At 50.5% G+C, this 20,531-nt stretch carries 28 protein-coding genes; 4 read left to right on the top strand and 24 right to left on the bottom strand.

Annotation, left to right across the window (positions count from 1 at the left end):
• Positions 1-2: 2 nt before the first annotated feature.
• The 19 genes from ACGHAD_RS07900 to ACGHAD_RS07810 form a co-directional block, all read right to left on the bottom strand.
• Positions 3-527 (bottom strand): phage tail protein, encoded by a 525-nt coding sequence (locus tag ACGHAD_RS07900; RefSeq protein ID WP_382415854.1) that lies wholly within the window; start codon positions 525-527, stop codon positions 3-5.
• Positions 520-1,701 (bottom strand): baseplate J/gp47 family protein, encoded by a 1,182-nt coding sequence (locus ACGHAD_RS07895; protein WP_382415856.1) that lies wholly within the window; start codon positions 1,699-1,701, stop codon positions 520-522. The genes ACGHAD_RS07900 and ACGHAD_RS07895 overlap by 8 nt, the downstream gene beginning before the upstream one ends.
• Positions 1,698-2,012, bottom strand: coding sequence for a DUF2590 family protein (locus ACGHAD_RS07890; protein WP_382415858.1), 315 nt, complete (start codon positions 2,010-2,012; stop codon positions 1,698-1,700). Before ACGHAD_RS07890 ends, ACGHAD_RS07895 begins: the two co-directional genes overlap by 4 nt.
• A gap of 2 nt (positions 2,013-2,014) precedes the next feature.
• Positions 2,015-3,862, bottom strand: coding sequence for a phage tail tape measure protein (locus ACGHAD_RS07885; RefSeq protein ID WP_382415860.1), 1,848 nt, complete (start codon positions 3,860-3,862; stop codon positions 2,015-2,017).
• 27 nt (positions 3,863-3,889) lie between these two features.
• Entirely contained in the window at positions 3,890-4,036 is a 147-nt protein-coding gene (locus tag ACGHAD_RS07880; protein ID WP_382415862.1) for a DUF6890 family protein, read from the bottom strand.
• A gap of 32 nt (positions 4,037-4,068) precedes the next feature.
• Positions 4,069-4,359, bottom strand: a complete 291-nt coding sequence (locus tag ACGHAD_RS07875) for a putative phage tail assembly chaperone (protein WP_382415864.1) — start codon at positions 4,357-4,359, stop codon at positions 4,069-4,071.
• The gene (locus ACGHAD_RS07870) at positions 4,352-4,621 is read right to left on the bottom strand and encodes a hypothetical protein (protein ID WP_382415866.1); all 270 of its coding nucleotides are present in this window, start codon (positions 4,619-4,621) and stop codon (positions 4,352-4,354) included. Before ACGHAD_RS07870 ends, ACGHAD_RS07875 begins: the two co-directional genes overlap by 8 nt.
• A 2-nt stretch (positions 4,622-4,623) precedes the next feature.
• Positions 4,624-5,256 (bottom strand): lipase family protein, encoded by a 633-nt coding sequence (locus tag ACGHAD_RS07865; protein WP_382415868.1) that lies wholly within the window; start codon positions 5,254-5,256, stop codon positions 4,624-4,626.
• Positions 5,249-5,584, bottom strand: a complete 336-nt coding sequence (locus ACGHAD_RS07860; protein ID WP_382415870.1) for a hypothetical protein — start codon at positions 5,582-5,584, stop codon at positions 5,249-5,251. The genes ACGHAD_RS07865 and ACGHAD_RS07860 overlap by 8 nt, the downstream gene beginning before the upstream one ends.
• Positions 5,581-6,177, bottom strand: a complete 597-nt coding sequence (locus tag ACGHAD_RS07855) for a hypothetical protein (RefSeq protein WP_382415872.1) — start codon at positions 6,175-6,177, stop codon at positions 5,581-5,583. The genes ACGHAD_RS07860 and ACGHAD_RS07855 overlap by 4 nt, the downstream gene beginning before the upstream one ends.
• On the bottom strand, positions 6,165-6,386 hold the full coding sequence (locus ACGHAD_RS07850) for a TraR/DksA C4-type zinc finger protein (protein WP_382415874.1): 222 nt from the start codon (positions 6,384-6,386) through the stop codon (positions 6,165-6,167). The genes ACGHAD_RS07855 and ACGHAD_RS07850 overlap by 13 nt, the downstream gene beginning before the upstream one ends.
• Before the next feature lie 2 nt (positions 6,387-6,388).
• Positions 6,389-6,862: a phage protein gene (locus ACGHAD_RS07845; protein ID WP_382415876.1), complete on the bottom strand. Its 474-nt coding sequence runs from the start codon at positions 6,860-6,862 to the stop codon at positions 6,389-6,391.
• Between the two features lie 56 nt (positions 6,863-6,918).
• Positions 6,919-8,025 (bottom strand): DUF2586 domain-containing protein, encoded by a 1,107-nt coding sequence (locus ACGHAD_RS07840; RefSeq protein WP_382415878.1) that lies wholly within the window; start codon positions 8,023-8,025, stop codon positions 6,919-6,921.
• 2 nt (positions 8,026-8,027) lie between these two features.
• On the bottom strand, positions 8,028-8,675 hold the full coding sequence (locus ACGHAD_RS07835) for a phage virion morphogenesis protein (protein ID WP_382415880.1): 648 nt from the start codon (positions 8,673-8,675) through the stop codon (positions 8,028-8,030).
• The gene (locus tag ACGHAD_RS07830) at positions 8,659-9,159 is read right to left on the bottom strand and encodes a phage tail protein (protein WP_382415882.1); all 501 of its coding nucleotides are present in this window, start codon (positions 9,157-9,159) and stop codon (positions 8,659-8,661) included. The genes ACGHAD_RS07835 and ACGHAD_RS07830 overlap by 17 nt, the downstream gene beginning before the upstream one ends.
• Positions 9,159-9,617: a head completion/stabilization protein gene (locus ACGHAD_RS07825; RefSeq protein WP_382415884.1), complete on the bottom strand. Its 459-nt coding sequence runs from the start codon at positions 9,615-9,617 to the stop codon at positions 9,159-9,161. Before ACGHAD_RS07825 ends, ACGHAD_RS07830 begins: the two co-directional genes overlap by 1 nt.
• Positions 9,618-9,744: 127 nt before the next feature.
• Entirely contained in the window at positions 9,745-10,434 is a 690-nt protein-coding gene (gpM, locus tag ACGHAD_RS07820; RefSeq protein WP_382415886.1) for a phage terminase small subunit, read from the bottom strand.
• A 78-nt stretch (positions 10,435-10,512) separates the two neighbouring features.
• The gene (locus tag ACGHAD_RS07815; protein ID WP_382415888.1) at positions 10,513-11,550 is read right to left on the bottom strand and encodes a phage major capsid protein, P2 family; all 1,038 of its coding nucleotides are present in this window, start codon (positions 11,548-11,550) and stop codon (positions 10,513-10,515) included.
• Between the two features lie 66 nt (positions 11,551-11,616).
• The gene (locus ACGHAD_RS07810) at positions 11,617-12,582 is read right to left on the bottom strand and encodes a GPO family capsid scaffolding protein (protein WP_390403705.1); all 966 of its coding nucleotides are present in this window, start codon (positions 12,580-12,582) and stop codon (positions 11,617-11,619) included.
• A gap of 147 nt (positions 12,583-12,729) precedes the next feature.
• Here ACGHAD_RS07810 and ACGHAD_RS07805 point away from each other — a divergent pair, with 147 nt between their 5' ends.
• Genes ACGHAD_RS07805 through ACGHAD_RS07795 form a run of 3 tightly spaced genes read left to right on the top strand, consistent with a single transcriptional unit; the run spans position 12,730 to position 15,862 of the window.
• The gene (locus ACGHAD_RS07805) at positions 12,730-14,484 is read left to right on the top strand and encodes a terminase large subunit domain-containing protein (protein ID WP_382415892.1); all 1,755 of its coding nucleotides are present in this window, start codon (positions 12,730-12,732) and stop codon (positions 14,482-14,484) included.
• A gap of 9 nt (positions 14,485-14,493) precedes the next feature.
• Positions 14,494-15,546: a phage portal protein gene (locus ACGHAD_RS07800; protein WP_382415894.1), complete on the top strand. Its 1,053-nt coding sequence runs from the start codon at positions 14,494-14,496 to the stop codon at positions 15,544-15,546.
• Between the two features lie 25 nt (positions 15,547-15,571).
• A complete protein-coding gene (locus tag ACGHAD_RS07795; RefSeq protein WP_382415896.1) occupies positions 15,572-15,862 on the top strand; it encodes an ogr/Delta-like zinc finger family protein in 291 nt (96 codons plus the stop codon).
• 46 nt (positions 15,863-15,908) lie between these two features.
• On the opposite strand, the gene ACGHAD_RS07790 is transcribed toward ACGHAD_RS07795, so the two are convergent.
• Positions 15,909-16,094, bottom strand: coding sequence for a hypothetical protein (locus tag ACGHAD_RS07790; protein WP_382415898.1), 186 nt, complete (start codon positions 16,092-16,094; stop codon positions 15,909-15,911).
• 106 nt (positions 16,095-16,200) lie between these two features.
• Here ACGHAD_RS07790 and ACGHAD_RS07785 point away from each other — a divergent pair, with 106 nt between their 5' ends.
• Positions 16,201-16,410 (top strand): helix-turn-helix domain-containing protein, encoded by a 210-nt coding sequence (locus tag ACGHAD_RS07785; protein WP_382415900.1) that lies wholly within the window; start codon positions 16,201-16,203, stop codon positions 16,408-16,410.
• A gap of 558 nt (positions 16,411-16,968) precedes the next feature.
• On the opposite strand, the gene ACGHAD_RS07780 is transcribed toward ACGHAD_RS07785, so the two are convergent.
• The 4 genes from ACGHAD_RS07780 to ACGHAD_RS07765 form a co-directional block, all read right to left on the bottom strand.
• Entirely contained in the window at positions 16,969-17,733 is a 765-nt protein-coding gene (locus tag ACGHAD_RS07780; protein ID WP_382415902.1) for a hypothetical protein, read from the bottom strand.
• A 665-nt stretch (positions 17,734-18,398) separates the two neighbouring features.
• Positions 18,399-19,337 (bottom strand): hypothetical protein, encoded by a 939-nt coding sequence (locus ACGHAD_RS07775; RefSeq protein WP_382415904.1) that lies wholly within the window; start codon positions 19,335-19,337, stop codon positions 18,399-18,401.
• Positions 19,338-19,454: 117 nt separating this feature from the next.
• Entirely contained in the window at positions 19,455-19,694 is a 240-nt protein-coding gene (locus tag ACGHAD_RS07770; protein ID WP_382415906.1) for a hypothetical protein, read from the bottom strand.
• Between the two features lie 380 nt (positions 19,695-20,074).
• Complete coding sequence (locus tag ACGHAD_RS07765) at positions 20,075-20,407, bottom strand: hypothetical protein (RefSeq protein ID WP_382415908.1); 333 nt, start codon at positions 20,405-20,407, stop codon at positions 20,075-20,077.
• Between the last annotated feature and the right edge of the window lie 124 nt (positions 20,408-20,531).

The following is a 20,531-nucleotide window of genomic DNA, read 5'->3' as shown; positions in this document are numbered from 1 at the left end:
TCTTAAATACTGGCTTCTAACACCATAACGTTGTGGCTAATATCCGCCGTCTGAACTGACACAGGCGCAACATGATCGGTATGCAAGCGATAGCGCCGGCAAGTGCGGCCGTAGTCGCGAATAATTACCCGCATTAGCAGACCAAACGCCTGTTCTTGCTCGTTTGTTACCACCAGCGCCACCACGTCCCAGTCTTCGCCTGGTATGCGCTCTTTAATATCCACAACGCCAACACCCAAGCGCGCAATAATGCGCTTAAAGCCGGCGGTACTACCGGCATCTACCGCGTTAACAAACGCGTGCCGTACACGCTCGCGGTACTGCGCTATCGTCTCCTCGCTGTATCGGTCTAGGTTGCGCTCCCACCCCAAAGGCGACAATGCTAAATCGTGGCATTGCTCCACATCTTTTTGCTTTTGCGGCCACGCTGTAAAAGTTAGTAAGTCGGCCCACCACTGCTGTGCGGCGTTTTTAAGGCGTACCACACCGCCCTTTTGCAGCCATACCGGCAGCGCTATGTTAAGCATTAAAACGCACCTGCAAGTAAGATAAACGATACACAAACCAACCATTTACCAACCGATCTGTGGCAAAGTCCATATCCAAAATACCGGGGAATTTGTCGTGCAGCTCTTGCCCTAAACGCGACATCGAGAACCGGCTATTAGGCTGCGTGGTGGTTACCTCGTAATTGGTATTCTCTCTAAATGCCGCGCGAATCATCTGCTCGATATCGTTTTTTAACTGCACCTTTTCCGCGTCGCTTAATGTCGGCTGTGGCCACACATCCACAGTTAAAGACAAATACTGCTTAGGCATAGCCAGCAGGCGTATATCATCCCCGTGGCCGTGGTTTTCGCCATCCATAATGTAATTTTGAATGCTGTTTAAAAAACTCGGGCTAGGCTCACCGGTATCAAACAAAATATAAATATTGGCCGTGCCGGGGCCGCGCGGCGCGTCTTTCTCGATAAACACATTACGAATTTGTACCCCGGAAAAATCAGTCACCATCGCAATATAGGTAGCATCAACATGCCATTGATTAACCGCCGCAAAACGGTTGCGTACCCGCTCGCGCAAATCATCGTCAGTTTCTTTATCAGTGCCTGGTGACGTTAACCACGCGCCGGTGTTAATCGCCGTAACACCACCGCCCAACGGGCTTGGCAATATCGCGTAGTATCCGCCCGGCAAATTGTGCGCCGCGCCTACGCCCTCGGCTTGTACGTTTACATAAATCGACGTTTGACCAGTGTTTAACGTTGCCTCTTGGGTGGTGGCAACACGGTAAACAACCCCGCCAATGGGCGAGGTTTCAATCACCGTACCCGCCGGTATAATTTGCACCGCGCTGGCATTACTGCGTGAAAACTTAACTTGCCCTACCGCCGCCTGTGCCGCTTGACGCTCTATATTCATGGCCCACGCTAAAATGTCCAGCGCCGGCCCCTTAGCCGTTTTTACAAACGAGTTAGGCAGCCAGGTAGTGACAATGCTTTGCACCAACCACAACAGCGGCTGGGTAATAATGGCCGATATTAAGCGCCAAAACGGCGATACCGAACTTGTGTTACTAACCACACTGCCTGCATCCGTTAGTTTCTGCTCCCAGTGTGCTGTGGCGGCTTGCTCGGTTACCGGCATACCGCTATCGGCTAGCATCGTTTCAAAATCGCGCTTGTGGTTGTAATCGCTCACAAATAAACCTCTACGGGGCCAAATTTAACGGTGTTAGCCGTTATATAAATTGTTTGCGTATCGGCTCGGCGAACACGGGCAGTGCCGGGCTTAATGCGCAAGTCATTTTCTACCAGCGTTTCGATACGGCGCATATTTACCGCCACTTTATCGCTATCGCGCTCGGCCAACATAACCACCAGCAAACCAGACTCGCGCACCAAATGTTTAATATCCTGGGCAATGCTGGCGCGGTCACTTACCAGCACCGGCTCAGTGGTTGGCCCTAACGTTAAATCATCATCAGTGACTAACAGATCGACGTAATCCATGGTTAGCCACCCACCGTTGCCAGTTGATTATCCAGCCACCAGGCATCTACTTTTTGCGTAGTGTTAACTTCGAGTTTTTCGACGTAATTACTGCGCCGGTTATCGGCGTTGTTAATGTCTTGCAGTAAGCCGCCGGTGGGTACGCGGCTTCTGACTAACCCGCCCGATGATTCACCGCTGCCAATGCCGCCTACCGTCATATCGCCAATTTCGACTTTGTCCACAAACGGCAGTGCATTCCACTTCTCGACAATCCAATTAAACGCCTTGCCAATAAGTTTGGCGGGGTTAAGCATTTTTAATAGGTTCCAAAAGCCACGCCAACCGGATTTGATTTTTTCAATGCCGTTAAATATCGTTTTAAACATTGGATCGAAAACGCGACTATCGCTTATGGGGTCAGTAACGTATTTTTTCCACGCGGATTTAACGCTGTCAAACTTATAAACCAATAACGCTATAGCCGCTATCAGCGCAACAATACCGATCACCACCCAAAACACAGGGTTGGCATACAGCGACAGATTAAACAGCAACATGGCAAACCGAGCCGCTTTCAAGGCCGCTGTTATAGTAAAAATAACACCCCCCCAAACAGCGGCAACTACGCTCCAGCCGATCATTAAAAACTTACTAAAACCTATTAAGATAGAGAAAAAAGACAACGCAGCTACAATAGCCAAAACCCCCAGCGTTAACTTACCCACCAGTTTAGTTATATTCGGATACCGATCCATCGCACCGCGCAGCTGTTTTAAATGCTCGCTAAACTTATTAACCAGCGGATTTAGCACCGGCTGCAATAGCCGGCCAAACGTAATCCGGGCGGCAGTCACTATAGCGCTTAACTTTTCCCATGGGTCAGCAATTGCCTGCGCCATTTGAGCGGCTTTGTTCGTATTAGAGGCCGCGTCTAGCGCCTGTATACTGTCGGCTAACCCCGGTATATCTTTCGCCAATGCCGCAATAAACGACGCGCCATTTTTACCGCCAAAGGCTTTGGCTAACAGGTCTAAATCTTCGGTTTTGGTCATATCGCCAAAGCGAGCTTTTAGCTTGGTTAAAATATCCACCACCGGCAGCATTCGGCCTTGGTTGTCGGTAAATGTCATTCCTAATTTTTCTTGCGCCTGACCTACCTTGGCCAAAAACGCCTGGTATTTAGTGGCTGCTTGCTCGCCACCCATGGTGGCCTGCAACGTACCCAGCACGGCCATTTGTTCGGCCATACCCACACCACGCGCAGTGGCATCACTACCTAGCCGACTAAACGATGACGACATTTTGTCGCCCGTGGTTTTAAAGCGCTCTACGCCCGCCGCCGTCATATTGGTTAGCTGATCAACCCACTGGCTTTTACCCATGGCGTTAGCTTGGGTTTTAAACACGCCGTACATGGTGCCCATGTAATCGGTAATCGTGCCCGCGTTCGATTTGGTCGCCTTAGCCAGGAGCGCGCTGCGGTCGGTAAAGCGCGCCAATTCGTTATCGGTTAACCCACTGATCGCGCTTTGAATATCGTAAGAGCTGCGTACAATATCCGTTGCGCTTCCGCCGTATTTCATCGTGAACCTAAGCGCGGTTTTCTCTAGTTTTTTAAGCGCGCTATCGGCCACGCCAAGGCTTGCCAGCTCGCCTATGGCACGGTCCATCTCTACCGCTGGCGCCATAATCGCTTTAAGCGCATAACCGGTAGAAAAAAGCCCAGCCGACCCCGAGGCAATACCCGCCATGCCCGACTGAAATCGCTGTGTCATTCGGTCAAGGTTTTTACCGATTTTTTGCGACGGCCCGCTTACCCTGTCTAGCAGGCTGACGGTGTACATTAGCTTTTCGTGCCGTGTGGCCATTAACGCCTCAGTGCCTTGGGTTACGGTTTAACCGTCTTTAAACGCCAAACAAATAGCGTTAGCGGTCGATGTCTCGTGGGCCTTCCAATAATCGCGCTCTAGGTACAGCGCCGTTGCTAGGGTGGTCTCGCTGTAGCCCTGCCCCGGCAAATGCTTATCGGCCAACGCCAGCAACTGGCTGTATCCGTTGGCCGCTATCGCGTCGGCTAGCTCGCGGACTTTTTTACCGTTAGCTCCAAATCGGGCGCGTAGTTCTCGACAATCGCGCCCACTAGCTCTAGCTCACAACCCGGCGTACTGGCGATAAACTCGATCAGGTCTTTACGCTGGCCTTCGTCTACCACCTCCACTAAAAAGTTATTGGCACCGCCCACTTTGTTTTTATTGTTAAACAGTGAGTTTTGGTAATCGTTGTAAGCTTTACGGCTTACGTTAAAGTTAAAATCGGTACCGCTTACTGTTACGGTAAGGGCTTTATCACCTGTTGCTTTAGCCATTGTTGTTGCTCCTATGTACATCGTTAAAAAGTTGATTTAAGAGCGTTTCAATCCGTGTGACTGAATCGCTTAATTCTATTTTTGTGGCGTAATCTCGCACCACCGCCAATTGCAGCTCAAAGTGCGATTTTTTAAGCTCGTCGTGCTCGCGCAACACTCGTCTAAACGAAAACATCAGCACCGTTAAAAACAACTGCCAAAGCCCCGTTACCAGGACACAGCAAAGCGCTATCATCTCGGTGCCGTTTAACGACTCAATCACAGCTACACCTCGCGGCAATAATGGTGAATGTCGTGGTACTTAAAGCTGGGCCAAAAGTGGCGTTTGCCAATCACGCACGCTTTAGCCGGGTGCCGGTACAAAAGCCCAGGGGGCAACAGCAACGGCACAATATCGGCGCTGTGTTGGTAATGGGTAACCGCTACATCGCCCCAATCCGGCTTGCCGGCAAACACACGCGGGCAACCAAAGCCCACGTATTCAACCACCGGCAAACCGCTTTGCTTAAGCAACAGCGCTAGCACCTGGGCAACCGCCGCACCTAAACTGTGCCCAGTGCAAATAATGGGTTTATCCAGCGATAAACGCGGCACAACCGTTTGAAACACATCCGCGCCCCCCGTAATAAAACCCGCGTGGCCAACCCCTACGCCTGGTATACGCTTTGGCCACACCAGCAAATCGCGCACTATGTCTGCCCAACCGCCGTTAAACAGCGCATCGGTAAACTCAGTGCCACGCAATGCAATCACTTGCACCTCGGGCCACTCGTTTACTTTTACATCCATGTGCCGGTGTAAACCTTCCAGCTCACGCGCCACAAAGGTGTGGCTGCCGTAAGCCTCGGCACACAAGCTAGCCAGGGCTTTATGGTGTGGGGGGCGCGGGCTAATCATCGGTGGCGCTCAGGGCCTTTTGCAGTGCATCGGGGTTAACCACACCATCTTTAACCACGTCTTTAACGGCGCCGCCATTAAGCGCTGCTTCACAGTTTTTGCCTTTGTAGGTCACCTGCCAGCGCGAGAGGTCGCCAAACTCGGTTACCTTGCACACGCTACCCTCGCCGGCAAAAACGGCGTAGGCGCCGCCCGCCTCGCCCTCAGATACCACGGCAAAATCGGCGTTGTCGCCATTGCGCAGCATGTTTACCGAGCCACACCCGGTAATACCGGCCGCACTGGCCAAGCCCGCCAACATGGCCAGCGGTAGTAGTTTCTTTTTCAAAGCTCGTCCTCCGTTAACAGGGTGTAAGTAAAACGGTCACCCCACAGTTGCGCCGACTTTTCACACAGAGCCATCAGCAAATTAAAGTCGCACTCGTTTGCCAGCACTTGGCAACCGGCCGACCATTTATCTACGCGGCGAGATTGCTTGCCGGCTTTGTGGCAGTTAATGCCAAACAGGCCAGTATCGGTGTAGGCGGTGTTGCGGTCAGTGTTAATCTCGCCATTGCCGTCGTTATCGCGGTAAACGGTAATGTTTTCCGCTTGTACAAGGGCCGCGTACTTTCCCTGGTGTTTGCCCAGCGTCCACAGCCCAGGGTATTGGCCCGGCTTAACAATCGCCGTGCCGTTAACATTGGCGGGCTTCTCTCGCCAATAAATTCCGGGGTCGGTCGTGCATGCAAAAACATGGCACACGGGCCGGCCGTTAATTTTGTAAGCTACGGCCAAGGCATCATTAAATGCATTGCTGTGCGCATCACGCGAGCGCACACCGATTAAATTTAAGTTGTAATCGCCCTGCTCAAAAAAGTGGTGGCCGGCGCGAATCATTGCCGTCATCAATTGGCCGTAACGTACATCTAACGTGCCCATTGTTTGCCCTCTTGCTCTGCGTAGCCCTGGCACTCTCGGCAGCGTGTAACACCTCCTAACGCTTGCCGCTCGGGCTCTATTTCAAAGCCACAGTCTTTGCATACCGTTAGGCTTTTTGCGTTAAAGTCGTGCCGGCTTAGCTGCGTCGCGATAACAGCCGAATCGCTTAGCTGTTGCAGCTCGCCGGCACGGTCGGCATCATCGGCCACGGTTACAGTACAGCCGTTACGCTAATGCTAAACAGATCACCGCGCGCCTCGGCATAGGCCACACCATTAATGCGCACAAAATCGGGGCTGGTTACATCAAACGGCAGCTTGTGCTTTAACTTGTCCGCGCTGCTGTTTGATAAATTAATCAAGTCACTTACGCGAAACTTACAACCGTACGCCTCTACGCGCAGGCTGGTATCGGGCGTTTTTGCGTACATCAACACATCAAACGCCGGCATGGCCTGAAACGAACCGTGGGCCAAAGCAACCGCCATAATAATTTTTAAAGTGTCGCTATCCACCTCTAGCTCACCCGAGGCAGACACATCGCCTTGGGTAAAGCCGTCGGGCCGGCCACGGCTCATTTGTGGTGCGGTTTTATCGTCAATGGTTAACGTGGCGCTCTCTACGTTTAGCGAGATACCATCAAAGTAGGTGTCTACATCAAAGCTTGATATTTTTTGCCCGCTCATGTCGTTTGCCTTTTCTAAAAAGTGGTAATGATTCTGGGTTTAGCTATCGCGCGCCGCTATTGCGGCTGCGATAAATCCAACAGAATGTTTGCTTCAATGGTTTTAGGGGAGTTGTACGGGCGCACCTTAAAATAAACCACGCACTTGGTATTAGTAGGCCAATCAATTTGCACGTGGTCATCCGCCGGCGGGTGAATATCACCGGGGAACTGTTGCCCAGCAAATACTTGCCCACGGGCCATCTCGCGCAGTGGTGCCATAAAATACTGGCGGTTGTTCTCAATGCTCGATGCCGTAGAGTTAAGCTGGCGATTCGCAATGCGGTTGATTTGTCGTACGCGAATACGCCGCGCCGCTTTATCGACCACGCGTAAATGCTCAATCACCTGGTAATCGCCGCCGGGGGCATCCAGCAAGTTACAGTCACCCCAATACGTGCCGGGGTAATCGGTGTAGTGCTGTATGCAGCTAAGGCGCACAGCGTCCAGCGCCGCCAGAGTGGCCGCGCTTAGGGCATCGCCATCGGTATCTACCGGCGTAGCGCCAAGGCCTAACACAGGGCCGGTTGCCACGCGCATAGGGCTATCGGCTACACCTACGGCCGCATTACACAAGCGCCCTGCCAGCACGCCTAAATCGTTGCCGTGCAGGCTTGGCACCAACGCCACGCGGTAGCCGGCAACACCGTCCTGCAGCGCCTCTTGGGCCACTACATAATCGGCCCAGGTTTCGGTGGCGGCATCAACCCCAGCGGTAGCCAGCAAAATAATAACACGGCGCGCTTTGGTGCTGCGTAGCACCTCGGCAAACGTGTGCATCGCGGTTACGCTTGCAGCACTGGTTACCGGTGTACAAATGCACACAAGCTCTACCGAGTAGGTTTCTAGCGCTGTGTTAACCACCGCCTCGGCGTTGTAGCCCTCAGCCACCGGCGCAACTACCGCTTGCCAGTTTTCGCCGCCGTTTTGTTGTGCGGCCAACACGTGTTTATAAATCTCGCTACCGTCGCCCAGTACTTCGGCCAAATCCGTTTGCGTATTCACGGCAAACACAGTGCCGGTTCCGGCTGTACCTACGCCCACAAACAATGCTTTCTTTTCAACTGCCGGCGTCTCACCTTGTGCCAAATTTAGGTTGTTAGTCGTAACCGTACCTTGTGCCATAACTATGCCCTTGTGCCTGAAAAAATAATGTCGGATATATTGTTAATATCTTGCTGGTTAGCACCTAACGATGTGCGTGCCGGCAACGGCAAAACCCAACTCTGTTTACTTTTAGCCCCGCGCAATAGCCGTAAAATTAAACCCGCGCGGGCACGATCTAAATTATTTTTTATCCATACTTGCGAGGCGCGCCGCCACCCTTTGCCGGGTTGGGTGCCTGGGCTTTTAATTTTAAAACCCTCAGCCTGCAACGCTTTGGCTTGACGTTTAGTGGCTGGCTTGTCATCGCTTTTTTTGTGTATCGCCTGCATTTTTTGCGCGGTCATCACCTCGTTAGTGCCGTGTTGCTGCGCACCGCCAATGCGGCCTGCTACGGGGTTTGTGGGACCAATGTTTACCGAGTACTCGCTTGGTCTTATGCGCAAGGTTTTACCCATGCCGCGCAACATTTTGCGGGTACTGTGGCGCTTGCGCGGTGTCCACGGCTGGCCGTCTAGTCCGGTTTGGCTGCGTAGCCGCTGGCGCGTTGCCGTACGTACTGTGCGCCCTACCTTTTGCAGTAAACGCCGGCGCTCTACCGGTGGCATGGCCAGTGCGCGCACCGCCGTAGCGGCTTGTTTAGCGCCGCTAACGCTATGGTGCAGGTGCATAGTCGGCATCATCATTGCGGCCCGCATCGCGGCTTGGTATATCGTTTAGCGCACCGCTTTCGGCGGTAAAAATATCGGGCTGGCCCAAGCTCCACTGCTGGCCCCGGTAAGTAACCGGGCCGCTAGCGTCGGGCACAATGGTTATGTCCTCAATAAACACCAGGCTAATATCAACATCGGCAATGCCGTCGTCGCGAATAATTAAATCAATTTGGGGCGGCTCTAAATTGTCGCCTTCGCGGTCGGGGTCGTTATCCATCACCCAGGTAGTCAGCACCGCCAAAAGCAAATCCTCAGAGCCCGAGAAACCATCCAGCGTCACCACGCCGGTGTACTCAAACCGGCATACATGCAAACCATTGCCCTTCTCCCGGGCGCGTGGTGTAGCGGTCGCATCTTCAGCCCAGCTTTGCACTAGGTTTTCGTCCACAAAGTTCTGGGCCACCAAATGCGCGTGTAGGGCTTTTAGCTTGGCTATGGCCATTACAGTAACTCCACGGTTAAGTGTGGGCTGCGGCCCTCTAGGCGGCGCAGGGCGGCGTTACTGCGCACCATTAGGGCGCGGTAAATATCCTCGCCCTCTTGGGTGCTGTCATCGGCCACGTCGCGCCGGCTAAAGGTTTGGTAATCGCGCAGCAACCACGCTTTGGCACGGCTGTACACGGCGGTAAAATAAAAAGCCACCAAGGTTTTACCCTCGGCGGTAGCCAGCTCGGCTAGTGTGCCCATTCCCTGGGCTTGCCAGACCGTTGCACGTTCTTCTAACGCCTGGTTAACTTCGCCCATGGCGTTAATCAGTTGTTGCTCGACCGTCTCCTGTGCCAGGTTGGCCGGCACGCGGTATTGCTTTTGAAAATCGCCCAATGACAGCTCAGGGAAAAACCCATTGGCGTTCGCCAAGGTCTTTGCCAAAAATGTCTCAGTGCGGCCGGTAAAGCTCATACGAGTTCCAAAAGTAAAAAATCAAAATTAGAAACACGGAGTTGACTTACTTTGTCAGTAAACCCAAGGGCGCTAACGCCGCAAGCCAGTCCGTGTTGTGTGGGAGTCGTTTGCTAGCCGTTAACGTTTACGCAACGTCTAGCTGTTTTTTAAGTTTATCGAGGCGTGTTTTGCAGCCGGCTTTTTCGTTAGCAGCCATCGCTTTTTCATAAAAGGCCAGTGCCTCTTTAAGCTCGCCAGCGCGCTCACATAGCAGGCCTGCTACCTTGTACACTTTGCCCGTCACAATGGTGGTGGTAACTACCCACTGGCCACCGTCTAAACGCTCGCATACGCGGTCAATGTAGGGGCTGGCACTGCGCTCGGCTTTGTACTCACGCTCGGCCCATTCGGCGATCATCTCGGCGGCAATAGTAGGCATGTCGCGGTTAAAGTTATCGGGCGTAGCCTGTTGCTGTGCCACGGCGTTATCAAAGTACTTAAACGCGGCTTCTAAATCGTCTACATCCAACGACCACAACGCACAATAAAAAAGTAAATGGTTTTGGTAGTTGGCGCCGCTCTCTAGGTAGCCATCGGCAATGGGCGTGTACTGGGGTAGCAGCTCGCGCTTTAAAACGATTTTGGCCTCGACCGACTCGACCGCTTTAAGCCGCGCAATATCGCGCCCTAGCGCCTCGACCACGGTTTGCACTTGGTCGGCTACTGGTGCGGTTTTTTGGCGGGTGCTGGCCACGCCGGCTAGCGCTTGTTGTGCGCCCTGCTGGCGCTGGTGTTTGGCCAGGCAGCGTTGTTGGTGAAGCTTGGTAATCAACATAGTCTTGCCCTGATCGATGCCGCCCGGCATTGTTACGCCGGGCGGGTGCGTTGCTTAAGGGTTTAGGTTACGGGTGTGTTATGCCCAGCCGCCCGCGCCGTCTGGCATTGTCACGTTGTCAAACTCGATGCCGGCGGCTTTTTCTTCGTCTTCAATCACGTAGCCATCGTTAACACTGTTGTAATCTTCAATGCGCGAGCGCTTAGCGTTATCAACGACTTGGCGGCGCCAGCTATCGGTTTGGTAATAAATGCTCAGGTTATCCAAGCTGGTCACCAAAATGCCGCGAGCGGGGAAGAACGGTACATCGGTAACCACTTCGCAACCGGCGTACACCTTGCTTACCACTTCTTTCTCTATGCGCTCTTTCTCGCTGGGCTTGCGGCCCAAGGCGCTGTACAGGGCGGCTTTTTCTTCGGCTATTAAATCTTCGCCGACAATCGCCACCAAATCACCACTGCTGCGGTGCAGCGGGTTAATCATTTGTTTTACGGCGTGTACGGCGCTGTCCAGGTTGACAAAATCACCGCCCTCACCAAAGCGAATTTCACCGGCGGTAGCGCCTTCATCAAACCACTGTTTACCCGCTTTGTATTCACGCAGGTGTTGCAGCCAGCCCTTGTTGGTGTCTTCGCCCATGGTGTTGGTGCCGGGGTCAGTTTCGGCCGCGGCGCTGGTGCCCAACCAGCCGGTACGGATGCGCGCTAACGCAATAGCCTTACGCACCCATTGGCCGTAGCGCTGCTGAAAGTCTTTAAACTTGGCCCAGCTATCAATGGTGGCGTACTTAAGGTGTACGTCGTACTCGGTAAAAAACAATTCGTAGTCTTTTTGGCCAAGGGTTAGCACCTCTTGGGTTTCGCGGTCGTTATCGTCGGTGTTGGTGCGTTTGCCCAACAAACCCGATACACCACCCAATACTTTTTGGCCTTTTAACTCATCGACCGGCACAATATTAATGCGCTGTAAAAAGCTCACCTCTTCGGAGATCGCGTCGTGCAACTCCTGGGCAACAGTGGGGGTTACATTAAATTGTTCGTACACATCGGCCACACCGTAGGTGGTGGCCATGGCGGCCAACATGGCCGAAAACAGTTTCTTGGTTGCAAAATTCATAGTGCGAATGCCGCCCTTGCTGGTGGTTTAAAAACTGGGGTTAATCGTGTTGCTTACGCCGGCCCGTTACAGGCAACGGCCCTGGCTACCATCGCCACCTTCACCCTCGGGCACATCGGTGCCGCCGGTGGGGGTATTTTGCAGCTTGGCAAACTCGGCTTTTAAATCGTCAAGCTCGGTTTGCAGCTTGGCGTAATCGCCGCCCTCTTTGCCGGTTTCTTTTTCCGTTTCAGGCTCTTTGCCATCACCGCCCTTTTCATCGTCGGCGGGTTTCACTAAGCCGTGGGCTTTGGCAAAGTCGGCTAGCTTAGTGTCCATTTGCTCGGCGGTTTTGGCGGCAATGGCATCGACTAACGCGCTAAATTCGGTGGTTTTTTCATCGGGGGTATTGGCTTTATCTTTTGCCATGGGGTGCGGCTCCGGTTGTTCGTCGGGTGACGTGTCTGCGTTTGTTTTGCCAAATATCCGATCCATAAGGTTCGGCTTGGTATCGGCGTTTAAATGTTCGTTTACGTTAAATTCGTGCCCAGGCACTACCAGCACGGTTTGATCTTTACCGGCTTTGCTAAATTTAAGCTCGGTAACGCCGGCGCTGGCTGGCTCGTCGGTAACGCCCAAACCCTTTAAAAAGTAGGTACCGGTGCCCCGGTAGTTTTCGCCCACCTCGATAGAGGGAAAGCAATATTGCCCCTCGGCATTGGCGGCGATCAGGGAGTTGTTAGGCGCAATAATGGCAAACAGCTGAACCTCGCCTTTTAATTCCGGGTCGGTGGCCGGCTCGGCCTTTAACGCTAAGATGGTGCCAAAATTAAAATAGCGGCGGTGCTCGGGCCAAATGCACGCGGTGTATACGCGGGTGTTGTAGTTGGCGGCCATTTGCTCTAGCCATTCTTTTTCAATAACGCGGCCGTCCTCTGCGCCGTGCACAACGCTGCCCGATGTTGCGATACACATGTAGCCGGTTTTTAAGTTTCGCGCCATTGCCTCACCCAATAAAAAAATTAATAACAACTCGTTTGCATTGTTCGGCACGTTTGCGCCTTTGATGGTTGCCACAATACGGGCGAGTTTTTGTTGCATCAACGGGTTTTGGTTCGCATTATTTTTATCAACCCCATACAGAAACATTCAGAACAACAATCTATAAAAATAACCCGCGCCGGCGCTTACACTGGCCCCATGTCAAACACCTACCCGCAAGAAGTTAAAGACGCCGCAAAATTTATGTGGCTACGGCAAGTGTCGCCTAAAGAAATTGCTGACAAGCTAAACCTAAACTCTGTGCGCGTGCTATACCAATGGGCCGATAAAGGCGCTTGGAATGCCATGCTGCAACACGAGACGGTAGAGCAAGCCACCTCGCGCCGGTTAATTGTGTTAATTGAAAAACCAGATAAAACCGATGGTGATTTTAAAGAGATAGATAAGTTATCGAACCTTCTGGATAAGCTTGCAGGTATAGAGGTACGCAAAGCCAAAGCCGCTAAAGAGAAGGCGCAAGCCAGCCAACCTAACGGCGGCAGCGGTAATCCACGCCGTAAAAAGGCGTCCAGTAAAAACGAGGTGGGCGAGATAACCGCCGAGGCATTAGCCGAGGTGCGCAACGAGCTGTTCTTTGAATACCAACACCTATGGTTTGCCAACCGCGAGCACCGCACCCGCTTTATTCTTAAATCTCGCCAAATTGGCGCTACCTTTTACTTTGCGTGGGAGGCGTTCGAGGACGCCATTTTAACCGGCGACAATCAGATATTTTTGTCAGCATCCAAAGCGCAAGCGGGTGTATTTAAAGCGTACATTATGCAGTTTGCGCTTAAGTATTTTGATGTGGAGCTTAAGGGCGGTGACTGCATTGAGCTAACAAAAGACGGCAAGCCTTGGGCCGAGCTGCGTTTTGTGTCCACCAACAGCCGCACCGCACAGGGCTACCACGGCCACCTGTACTTTGACGAAGTGTTCTGGACACCCGACTTTGAAAAACTCAACAAGTTAGCCAGCGGCATGGCGTCGCAAAAGAAGTGGCGTAAAACCTACTTTAGTACCCCCAGCGTTAAAACCCACGGTGCCTACGCTATTTGGAGTGGCGAGAAGTACAACAGCCGCCTAAAAAATAAAGTTAAGTTTGATTTAACCCCCGAGGCTTTGGCCGCTGGCATTGTTGGCCGCGATAAGATTTGGCGCAACGCCGTTACCGTTAAAGATGCCGAGCGCGGTGGGTGCGACCTTTTTGATATTGCCGAGCTGCAAGACGAATACAGCAAAAACGAGTTTGAAAACTTGTTTATGTGCAAGTTTATCGAGGCGGGTTTAAGCGTATTTGCCCTGTCCGACTTGCTCGGGTGCGCGGTAGACACCAGCGTTACCTGGGTAGACTTTAAACGCAAAGAGTTGCGCCCGTACGGCAACAACCCGGTATGGATTGGGTACGACCCTGCCCGCGTGGGCGACAAATCAAGCGTGGCCGTTATAGCGCCGCCATTAAAACCGGGCGACAAATTCAGGATTTTAGAAAAGCTTAACCTAAAAGGCACGTTTAAGTATCAAGCCAGCAAAATAGAAGAATTAACGCACCGCTATAACGTTAAGTTTATCGGCATTGACGTAACCGGCCCTGGCCTTGGTGTACTGGATGAAGTAAAGGTGTTTTTTAAACAAGCCACGGGTATTCACTACGGGTTAGAAAGTAAAACGCGGCTGGTACTTAAGGCCATAGATGTTATTAGCGCGGGCAAGATCGAGTGGGATGCCGAGCACAAAGAAATACCCCAAGCGTTTTTGCAGGTACACCAGGCCAGCACCGGTAGCGGCCAAATTACCTACGTGGCCGACCGCACCAGCGAGACCGGCCACGCCGATGTGGCGTGGGCCATTATGCACGCACTGAGTAACGAACCATTAACCGGCAAACGCCGCAAAGCGTCTGTGGGATTTTAGCGAGGCAACATGAAAAAAGGCAGCATGAAAGGCAAGCCGGGCAACTTTGCGCGCCCGGCCAAACCCCAGCGCACACAGCAAAGCGCGCCCACCGCGTTTAGCTTTGGTGACCCAGAGTCGGTACTGGCCAGCAACATTACCGACTACCTGGGCATTTTTGTCGACCCACACGGCGATTACTACACACCCCCTATTAGCCAAGCCGGATTGGCTAAAATGCTGCGCGCTAATGGCCACCACGGCACCATCCCCTACTTTAAGCGCAACATGCTGTGCCGCTGGCTTAAAGACTCACCCACCGTTACCCGGCACGATATAGGCAAAGCGGCGTTTGACTTTGAGGTGTTTGGTAACGCCTACTTTAAAGTGGTGCAAAACCGCTTTAATCAGCCGTGGTGGCTAGAGCACTTGCCGGCGATGAATATGCGCCGCATGAAAGAGCGTGACCGCTATTGCATGTTAGTGCCGGGTAAAGACCCAGTGCCATTTGCCGCCGGCGAGGTGGTACACATTAAAGAGTACGACCCCTGCCAAAGCATATACGGCACGCCGCAATATTTGGGTGGTATGCAGTCGGTTTTACTGAATGAAGATGCCACCCTCTTTAGGCGCAAATACTATTTAAACGGCGCCCACATGGGGTACGTGTTTTACACCGCCGACGCCGACTTTGACAAAGAGGAAGAAGATGCACTAAAAGAGGCGGTAAAAGGCAGTAAGGGGGTGGGCAACTTTAGAAGCATGTTTTTAAACGTGCCCGGCGGCAAACCCGATAGCGTTAAAATAATCCCCATTGGCGACGTGGCCACCAAAGACGAATTCGAGCGCATTAAAAACATAAGCCGCAACGATATATTAGCTATGTGGCGTATTAACGGCGCGCTGGCTGGCATTTTACCCGAGACAAACGGCGGCTTTGGCGACCTGGATAAAATCACCCGCAACAATTATGAGAATGAGGTGGTGCCCCGTCAGCAAGATTTTTTGCAGCTTAACCAGGTACTGCCAAAACAGCGGCACATTGGTTTTAGCGTGCCCGACTTTAAGGAGGCGGTGGGATAATTATTACCCCCTGATGATTATCGCTGTGTTAAAATCGACCAATAAGCACAAACGGGGGGCGGGTAAATTGCAGGTTATTTGCAAAGCGTGTGATAAAAAAGCGGCGATCTACTCGCGCAAAGAAATCAGCAAAGAGGTGTGCGATTTGTATTGCAGCTGCCGCGACCCCGAATGCGGCCACACCTTTGTGGTTACCCTCGCGTTTAAGCACACATTGTCACCCTCCGCCCGCGACGGCAAAAACATTGCCCTGGAGTTTTTAAAGAGCCTACCGGCGCACGAGCGCCAAGCATTGCTAAGCCAATCCCTACAATAAAACTGATGGGCGCTTACCGGTTAACGTAAGCACCCATCAAGGCCCATTAAAAAGCCTTTTTAAGCTCGGCTAACGCTTCATTAATATCATCAAGCACCGCCATGGCGCCGGCCCTGGCCCCGTCCGTTAGCTCCTCGCCAGGTCTTTCCAGTAAACTCTGCACCAACTCAAGCTTGCAGCCTGATTGCTCGACCAGTGACAGATAATCCGTGCGTTTGTTGTTATCACTCATTTTCTACATCCCTAATTTTTACATCGTTACACGTAGTTAAACTACGTTACGAAAACCTACCAGCCTGCGGACAATAGCGCCAATACCTTTACGTTGGATAACAAGTATGTCAGATCTAAAAACCCTGTTTGGCCAGAACGTGGCCAACAGACGGCGGGAATTGGGGTTAAGCCAAGAGGCACTGGCCGAAGCCACCGGCGTGACCGTAGAGACGATCAGCCATATAGAGCGGGGGATTCATGGGCCGAGGTTTGGGTTGATTGAGAAGCTGGAGCTGGTGATGGATATGAATGCGGAAAGTTTGTTTAAAAAATAATTAGCTAACACGAGCCGATTAGAATGGCGTTTGTAAAATTATGGTTTTGGCGCTTATTGATACCAAGATCTTTTGCAACCTAGACTTGTCAGATTGCTTAAGAGCCTCTTTGTGTAATTCTTCAGTGTAAAACCCGTTTACGCGGGCGAAGCGTTGCGAGGGAGTTCCGGAATTACATGTTTGGCATGGAGAGCCACCGCTAAACATACAAGCCAAGCACGAGAGCCACCCAAGTAAGTACAAATATAATTACACTACTCTCTTCAACTTCATTATTAATATGAAGAAACAATAAGGTAAAAAATATTACAATCGGAGTATTTACCACTGCGGAATATTCAGCTGGGATTGCGCGACCAGTGAAACCCACTACCACCCTTCCAATGATTCCGAAAAGAGATACAGCGAACGTCATTCTGATCAGCCACAATCTCATATTGTGATCAGAATTTAATGGGCGAACCCGCCTTAGCTGAAAGATATCTTTGAGTATTTTGATAATTTCTCGATCAATTTTGTTCATATTATGATGCCGAAACCATTATTTTAACTAACATATCAATCAGCCGACGTTTCAGCGGTCGGCTGGCTTGATTTTCTAGATTTTTCTACAGGCAGCTTCTGGAATACTTCCACAGAAGCTCTTGCAACAAACTCAATGGCTTTCGCGTCAGGATTCCAAAGCAGGAAATAGTTATCGTAACTTCTAGCGAGAATTCTTAGCTTAACCTCACCGCCAATTTTGAAAGAATACATGCTTCCATTTGGCACTTTCTCTGCTGCTATAGCTCCGGAGAAAGCCACGAACATCAATACAGCTGGAATCCAGCGAGACATGATGTAAAACCGTCGGTTTGTGCGCTCCATAATAGCATGATGGTGAAAAAGGAGATTGTGTAGGATAAACCACCACATAATAGATCCGAACATCCAAGCTTGGAGAGGAAATTCTACGTCGATAAGATAGGCAACTGGAAGAAGTGCCGCTAACGTATAAACAAAATATTTAGGCGAACCTCTCAGCCAAGCTGTAACTTTTGGCACCGGAGACGTAGCAATCAGCTCCTGCTCTGTCATTCCTTGTTCGACGCGTCGATTTAAAAGCTCTATTACAGTTACAAAAAAAATAGTTAGAAGTATTGCCGGAGCCCAAACAAGGGAGCTTCGAATGTGATCAGATAGTGTCGTCGGCGCTTCCGCCAATGAAACGCCAAGCCATAAAAGAAAGCCGTAGTCATACACTACCGAAAAAACCAATATAACCGCGCTCAGCCCAGCGATTAGAGATGGTAAGCTTTCCAATGATATCCCTTGTTTCTTCATATGCTCCTAAAAATTAACACTACTGTGCAGCGGCACAGTATAGCGAGCTCGACGCCGATAGGCGCGAACTGCCACGGCTTGTTAGATTTTCTAAGATCGCTCCTCATCTAGTCTCTTCGCGAACTTGTTGAGCTCACGAGCGAGCTTTCTAAGGAATTTAGTGTCTGACGGAATCTCAAATTCAGCGTAAGAATCACCAGCTTGTTCACCCGCATAATGAATCCACGCAGAAGAGTGATCATAAGTTATATAGAGACCACTTGGGTTCATTGTGAATTTACTTTCTCTGCCAGGAACAAAGACAGTGAAATTTTCAGGAAGCTTTATGTACTGCCCTTTTTGAAGCTTTTGCCTTCCCAAGTTTATTCCTCCCCTTGGAGTCTAACATTGTGTTAGGGTGATATTTCGATTGTACAATATGGACGCTAGGCACATCTTATCCATTATTTCGTCAAAATCGTATCAATTTCAATCGATTATGACATTTTTTCAGTTATATCGTTATTAAAAAGAAGTAATTGCGCTTAGAAGCCCCCCCCATGAAGTCTTCTAAGCACTCAAAACACCAAAAAACTGATTTGGTTTCAAAGCATTATCAATTGACATTTTCCATAATTTATTCTGAAAAAATCGCAATACACGTAACGTGTTTATTAGGAATAGCACTATTTGAACTCCAAAATTTGACTTGTACCAAGCTGGTCTCCCTCAGTATTTTTAAAGACAAATTTGATATCAATAAGTTTGACGGGCAATGCTTCGGGAAGATATGCCTTAAGCATTACGGTGTCTATTCCCCTGGCGGGCATGCCAAATGTATCTACCCTATGCTCACTAAAACCTAAAGGCCCGTCACCCGCAGTTGTCTCTAAGTACCCGTCCACTATGAGCGGGCCTTTATATTTATTCTCAATTTTTATAAAAACATCTAAAACGTCTCCTCTTCGAACTATTTCAGAAACACCTATTTTTATGTACTTTTTCTCTATGCCCCCCTTAAGACCACCTAAACCATGCGTTTCTTTTAATTTTTCTTTAAAATTTGCCAGCTCTTTAGTGGTTCCGAAAAAATCCAATTTATAGGTGATGTATTCAACAGCTGAAGTTTTTGTTTTTGATCCAACATAGGTTCCAAAAATGAATGGAAAAAATAAAAATAATACTATCGCTATAACCCCAACAATACTTTGCCAGGGCGCAGATGCCTGTTCTTTTTTTTCTACAACTTTACCTTTGTTAGACTTAGACTCGATACTTTCTATATCAGAGTGATCAAATTTAGAGCCCTCAAACAGCAGCACTATCTCGAGCGTTTCTAGTCTAGATAGTTTATTAATAGAAATAGTTTGTCCATTTATCGTAATAGTGCTTTTTGAAGTAGCGATTAATTCATACTTACAATTAGGTCTTAAAGTTATTGCTATATCTTCTTCAGCTAACAAACCAGCATTATAAACAGTTAAAGTTACAATCTGGCCATCACTTATTGGCGTATATAGGTACAACTTCGGAGCAATTATATATAGCCAGCGGCTTTTTATTAATGCAAAAATTGCAGCTACGCAGATTGTACAAAAAACTGTGGTAATAATTTTAATAAACAAATGTGGTTCCTTTTTTGTAGTTCTACATTTCGTTCAATTGCTAAAATCGATAGGGGCAGAGTCGTTGATTCTGAGTTACATAATCTATTTCAGAGACTCTGATCCAATAAATTTCTATCACTTAGCCCACCCCTTAACTATTAAAACCCGCATTGCGTGCTGCGTCACTGTCGCATTTGGCGTCCCATCGGTGGAGTCTTTGAACGTTTGATTCATGGCGGCGGTTAACTCTATAGAGCGGGTTTTAAATGCCTCGGCACTATTGCTTATCTCGTCGCTGAGTTCGGCGGTTAGCAGTCCTGCATGATTGGCGCGCATGAGAATATTGGCGCTGGTAGCTAAGTGATTACGCTCCATAGCAACTGACCAAGCCGCCGGCCCGGTGTTGTGAAGCGTACCGCCTTCGCTCCAATGTTTGGCGACGACAAGCGAACCTGTAGCAGTGGGTGCCACTGAATCAGTATTTGGAAAGTAACAGAGGGTAAGGACTAAGCTGCTCGCGATAACAAAAAACAAACAGCCTAACTTGCTATGCTTGGCGCTATTTACTGGGCTTTTAACACCGCAATGGGGGCAGGTCTTGGCCTTAACAGAGACTTGGTTTTTGCATTCTTTGCAAGGTTTTAGCGCCATGGTGATGCATCCTTTCGTTTATTTATTGGCCGCATCGCCGGTGGGGATGCGGTGCCCTATCTGGGCACCGCTAATACTAATACACAATTGCTAACGATGTAAATTTATCCGCCAGTGGTGTGGGCACCTTCCAGGCGGTTGCTAATATCCTCTAGGATATTACTTAGGCCCATCACGGCGGGAGCCTCAAGCTCTAGGTAGCCGGGGTTTTGGCCCAGTAAGGCGTTTAAAAAGGCCAGGCTTTGCTGGGCTTCGTCGCGGGCGTCCATAGCGTTTTGATCTGGATCGTTGCTGAAACCGGCGGCGGTGAATGAGCCGATAAAGTTGCCGTCTTGATCTTGCAGGGTTAGGCCGGCGCTGTGGTAGGCGGCTAGCTGCTGGGGGGTTAGTACAACTTCATCGTTGGTGTGTTGGGTGGTGGTTGCTGGTTTGGCCATGGTTGGCACCTCACGTAGGTATCGGGTTAAACCCGTCACCAAGCGGGATCAAACGCTGGTGACAGACTGAACGGGGTTGATCCTACCGGCCTACATGAACCCGGCCCACCCGAAGGTGGCCCCG

The sequence above is a fragment of the Gilvimarinus japonicus genome (assembly GCF_042847215.1).
Lineage (GTDB): Bacteria > Pseudomonadota > Gammaproteobacteria > Pseudomonadales > Cellvibrionaceae > Gilvimarinus > Gilvimarinus japonicus.
This window is presented reverse-complemented; position numbering and strand designations above follow the sequence as displayed.

Coding starts and splice junctions, on each gene's coding strand:
- ACGHAD_RS07890 (WP_382415858.1), bottom strand. CDS start 2,012: ATGGATTACGTCGATCTGTTAGTCACTGATGATGATTTAACGTTAGGG.
- ACGHAD_RS07830 (WP_382415882.1), bottom strand. CDS start 9,159: ATGGCCATAGCCAAGCTAAAAGCCCTACACGCGCATTTGGTGGCCCAG.
- ACGHAD_RS07815 (WP_382415888.1), bottom strand. CDS start 11,550: ATGAATTTTGCAACCAAGAAACTGTTTTCGGCCATGTTGGCCGCCATG.
- ACGHAD_RS07835 (WP_382415880.1), bottom strand. CDS start 8,675: ATGCACCTGCACCATAGCGTTAGCGGCGCTAAACAAGCCGCTACGGCG.
- ACGHAD_RS07840 (WP_382415878.1), bottom strand. CDS start 8,025: ATGGCACAAGGTACGGTTACGACTAACAACCTAAATTTGGCACAAGGT.
- ACGHAD_RS07805 (WP_382415892.1), top strand. CDS start 12,730: ATGTCAAACACCTACCCGCAAGAAGTTAAAGACGCCGCAAAATTTATG.
- gpM (WP_382415886.1), bottom strand. CDS start 10,434: ATGTTGATTACCAAGCTTCACCAACAACGCTGCCTGGCCAAACACCAG.
- ACGHAD_RS07765 (WP_382415908.1), bottom strand. CDS start 20,407: ATGGCCAAACCAGCAACCACCACCCAACACACCAACGATGAAGTTGTA.
- ACGHAD_RS07790 (WP_382415898.1), bottom strand. CDS start 16,094: ATGAGTGATAACAACAAACGCACGGATTATCTGTCACTGGTCGAGCAA.
- ACGHAD_RS07875 (WP_382415864.1), bottom strand. CDS start 4,359: ATGGCTAAAGCAACAGGTGATAAAGCCCTTACCGTAACAGTAAGCGGT.
- ACGHAD_RS07800 (WP_382415894.1), top strand. CDS start 14,494: ATGAAAAAAGGCAGCATGAAAGGCAAGCCGGGCAACTTTGCGCGCCCG.
- ACGHAD_RS07845 (WP_382415876.1), bottom strand. CDS start 6,862: ATGAGCGGGCAAAAAATATCAAGCTTTGATGTAGACACCTACTTTGAT.
- ACGHAD_RS07855 (WP_382415872.1), bottom strand. CDS start 6,177: ATGGGCACGTTAGATGTACGTTACGGCCAATTGATGACGGCAATGATT.
- ACGHAD_RS07900 (WP_382415854.1), bottom strand. CDS start 527: ATGCTTAACATAGCGCTGCCGGTATGGCTGCAAAAGGGCGGTGTGGTA.
- ACGHAD_RS07825 (WP_382415884.1), bottom strand. CDS start 9,617: ATGAGCTTTACCGGCCGCACTGAGACATTTTTGGCAAAGACCTTGGCG.
- ACGHAD_RS07785 (WP_382415900.1), top strand. CDS start 16,201: ATGTCAGATCTAAAAACCCTGTTTGGCCAGAACGTGGCCAACAGACGG.
- ACGHAD_RS07865 (WP_382415868.1), bottom strand. CDS start 5,256: ATGATTAGCCCGCGCCCCCCACACCATAAAGCCCTGGCTAGCTTGTGT.
- ACGHAD_RS07885 (WP_382415860.1), bottom strand. CDS start 3,862: ATGGCCACACGGCACGAAAAGCTAATGTACACCGTCAGCCTGCTAGAC.
- ACGHAD_RS07780 (WP_382415902.1), bottom strand. CDS start 17,733: ATGAAGAAACAAGGGATATCATTGGAAAGCTTACCATCTCTAATCGCT.
- ACGHAD_RS07770 (WP_382415906.1), bottom strand. CDS start 19,694: ATGGAGCGTAATCACTTAGCTACCAGCGCCAATATTCTCATGCGCGCC.